The sequence below is a fragment of the uncultured Nitratireductor sp. genome (assembly GCF_913053745.1).
Lineage (GTDB): Bacteria > Pseudomonadota > Alphaproteobacteria > Rhizobiales > Rhizobiaceae > Nitratireductor.
In genome coordinates, this window is sequence record NZ_CAJXGF010000248.1 from 1 (window position 1) to 3,340 (window position 3,340).

General features: G+C 61.6%; 3 protein-coding genes. All 3 read right to left on the reverse strand.

What is annotated here, in order from left to right; translation table 11 throughout:
- On the reverse strand, positions 1-912 hold a 912-nt coding region (locus QZ638_RS22945), incomplete at its 3' end, for an ABC transporter permease (protein WP_295815023.1).
- A 55-nt stretch (positions 913-967) separates the two neighbouring features.
- Complete coding sequence (locus tag QZ638_RS22950) at positions 968-2,449, reverse strand: ABC transporter substrate-binding protein (protein WP_295815021.1); 1,482 nt, start codon at positions 2,447-2,449, stop codon at positions 968-970.
- An 81-nt stretch (positions 2,450-2,530) separates the two neighbouring features.
- Positions 2,531-3,340 (reverse strand): acetylornithine deacetylase/succinyl-diaminopimelate desuccinylase family protein (locus QZ638_RS22955; RefSeq protein ID WP_295815022.1); only part of this gene is annotated, 810 nt, incomplete at its 5' end.

A 3,340-nucleotide genomic window follows, 5' to 3' on the forward strand; every position in this document is an offset into this window, starting at 1 on the left:
ATAACCGATGTCGACGAGAATGTTGACGGCGATGACCGTGGCGACGAGCAGCATTACCACGCCTTCGACGACGATCAGGTCACGCTGGGTGATGGCCTGAAAGACGAGGCGCCCCAGACCAGGCAGATAAAACACGTTCTCGATGATGATGGTGCCGGCGAGCAGGAAGGCGAATTGCAGGCCCAGAATGGTCAAAACCGGGATTAGCGCATTGCGCAGCGCGTGGTGCCACAGAACGATGCGGCGCGGCATGCCCTTGGCGCGCGCGGTGCGGATATAGTCCTCGCCAAGCACCTCCAGCATGGCCGAGCGGGTGACGCGGGCGAGAATTGCCGCCTGCGGCAGAGCCAGCGCGATGGCCGGCAGAATGAGCGCCTTCAAGCCGGCCCAGAGCCCCGCATCCCAACCGGGGAAACCACCGGCGGGCACGAGGCGCAGCCAGACGGCAAAGAGATAGATCAGGAGCAGCGCGAACCAGAAATTGGGTATGGCGACCCCCACCTGGGCGGCGCCCATGGAAAGCGTGTCGGCCGGTTTGCCACGCCGCGAGGCCGCGAAAATGCCGACAGGCAGGGCGATGGCCGTGGACAGAAGGAGCGAAATGAGCGCCAGCGGCAGCGAGACCATGACGCGCTCGCCGATCAGTTCCAGAACCGGCGAGGAATAGGTGTAGGAATTGCCGAAATCGCCGAGCGCCATGCCCGATACCCAACCGAAATAGCGTATGAGGACCGGCTGGTTGAGGCCCATTTCTTCACGCAATGCGGCCAGCGTGTCGGGCTCGGCGTTCATGCCGAGCATTAAAAGGGCCGGATCGCCCGGGACGATTTCCAGAACGAAGAACACGACGGCGGACGCCACGACCAGCGTGACGAGACCGATGGCGATGCGCTTGAGAAGATAGACGAGCATGGACACAGCCATCCCGCCGCCGTACAGGCACACGGCGGGACGATCCTTCTCTTGCTTAATCAGTCCACTTCACGTCCGTCAGGTCGTTGGCCTGCACCGGAGAGTTTTCCCACATGCCCTCGAGTTTGGCGTCCCACACACCGATCTTCGGCAATTGGAACATGAACCCGTTCACCGCGTCTTCGGCGATGATCTTCTGCGCGGTCTGGTAGAGCTCGATGCGCTTGGCAGGGTCCGCCGTGGCGTCCAGCGCGTTCATGACCTCCTTGAAGGCGGGATTGTGATAGTTGAAGTAGTAGTCGTCGCGCGCATAGATGTTGATGTCGTTCGGCTCGGTGTGGGATATGATCGTAAGGTCGTAATCCTTGTTCTTGAACACCTGTTCCAGCCACTGGGCCCACTCGACGGGGATGATTTCCAGCTCGATGCCGACCTGGCGCAGTTGCGAGGCGACCACCTGACCGCCGTCGCGCGCGTAGGCAGGCGGGGGAAGCTTCAGCGTGGCTTGGAAGCCATCGGGATAACCTGCTTCCGCAAGCAATTGCTTCGCCTTGGCCGGATCGTAGGCATAGGTGCCGGTCAGATCGACATAGGCTTCATTTGCGGGCGAAAAATGCGAACCGATGGGTGTGCCATAGCCCGAACCGTTGCCGGCGATGATTTCCTCGCGGTTCAGCGCATGGGCGATGGCCTGGCGCACTTTGACGTTGTTGAACGGCTCTTTGCCGTTGTTTGTGGACAGGATGGTCTCGCCCTCGGTGGCGCCGATCTTCACGACAAAGCGCGGGTCGCTCTCGATCTGGATGAGCGCGTCGCCGGCGGGCATTTGCGGAAAGGCCTGAACGTCGCCCGATAAGAGCGCGGGGATCGCTGCGGCCGCATCGGGAACGACGCGGAACTCGGCCTTTTCAAGCGCCACCGGCTCGCCCCAGTAATCGGGATTCCTGATCAGTGTGACGGCCGAGCCCTTGGCCCAGTTGTCGAACTTGAACGGTCCGGTGCCGATGGGGTTTTCCTTGTTTCCATCGGCGGATTCCGGCGCGACGATGACGGCATCGCCCCAGCCGAGATTGTAGAGAAAGGAGCCTTGCGGGGAAGACAGCGTGATCTCAACGGTGGTCGGATCGAGCGCCTCGACCGTTTCGATGGCTGCGAACAATTGTTTCTGTGCGTTGGTCGAATCTTCGGCGCGGGCCCGGTCGAGGGTGAATTTCACGTCCTCGGCGTCAAATGCGGTGCCGTCGTGAAACGTGACACCGGAGCGCAGCTTGAAAGTGTAGGTCTTGCCATCGTCGGCGATTTCCCAGCTTTCGGCGAGCGCGGGAAGTACCTCGCCGGTACGGCCGATGCGGGTCAGTCCCTGAAACAGATTGGCATAGAGGATTTCGTCGATGGCCGCCGCGGCACTGGCGGTGGGATCGAGATGCGGCGGTTCCAGAACCACGCCGATCACAAGATCGGTGCGCGCGGCGATCGCGGCTGTTCCCGCGGCCAATAACAGCGTCGCTCCGCCGATTATGGACTTGATGGCTTTCATGTCTCTCTCCCGCAGGACCGTGTGATTTTTCAAGAATTGAAGCGCGTTTCGCAGCGGCTGTAAATCGCGCCGTGGAATGGGTTAACCCGGAGGCGCGGCGCCGCGCAAAAGCACATCGAGGCTCATGGCCATGACGGTCGCCGACTGAACCATGTCCTCGATGCCCACCCATTCGTCGGGCTGGTGAGCCAGATCGAGAATGCCGGGACCGTAGGCGACGCAATCGTGAAGGTGGCCGATGCGCGAAATGTGCTTCTGGTCGTAGGTGCCGGGGGAAATGACATACTCCGGTTCCTTGCCAAAGACTTCGCGGACGCCGGCGGCAATCGCGCTGGGCACGGGCGCGTTCTCCTCGGTCATGAGCGGCAGGACCTCCATAAGGTCGCGCATGGAATAGTCGAACCTGGGCCGGTCCTGCTTCAAGCGTTCGAGGATCGAAACCACTTCGCCTTTCACTTCGGAAATATCCTCTTCGATGAGGAAGCGGCGATCGATCACCATACGGCAGGAATCAGCGACGTTGGGCGAGGGCAGGCCGGGGAAGAAATCTTCCGTCTGGCCGCCATGGAGGGAATTGATGTTCATGGTGGAACGGCGCGCACCTTCCGGCACGACAGGCATGCGTGTCTGCTTGGCATCGAGCGCGGGAAACAGCTCTTCTTCAAAGGCATGGAGCAGGGCGCCCATGTGACGGATGGCCGAATCGCCAAGGAACGGCATCGCGCCGTGGGCGATCGCGCCGCGCGTCTCGATCTCGGCCCACCAGACGCCGCGGTGGCCAAGGCAGATGCGGTCCTTGTTGAGCGGTTCGGGAATGATCACATGCTGCACGCGCTCTGGGGCAAAAAAGCCCTTTTCAGCGAGATAGGCAACGCCGCCAAAACCGCCGGT

Bases quoted from the DNA above. Each gene is read 5' to 3' on its own strand.
- QZ638_RS22950 (WP_295815021.1), bottom strand. From the start codon at position 2,449: ATGAAAGCCATCAAGTCCATAATCGGCGGAGCGACGCTGTTATTGGCC.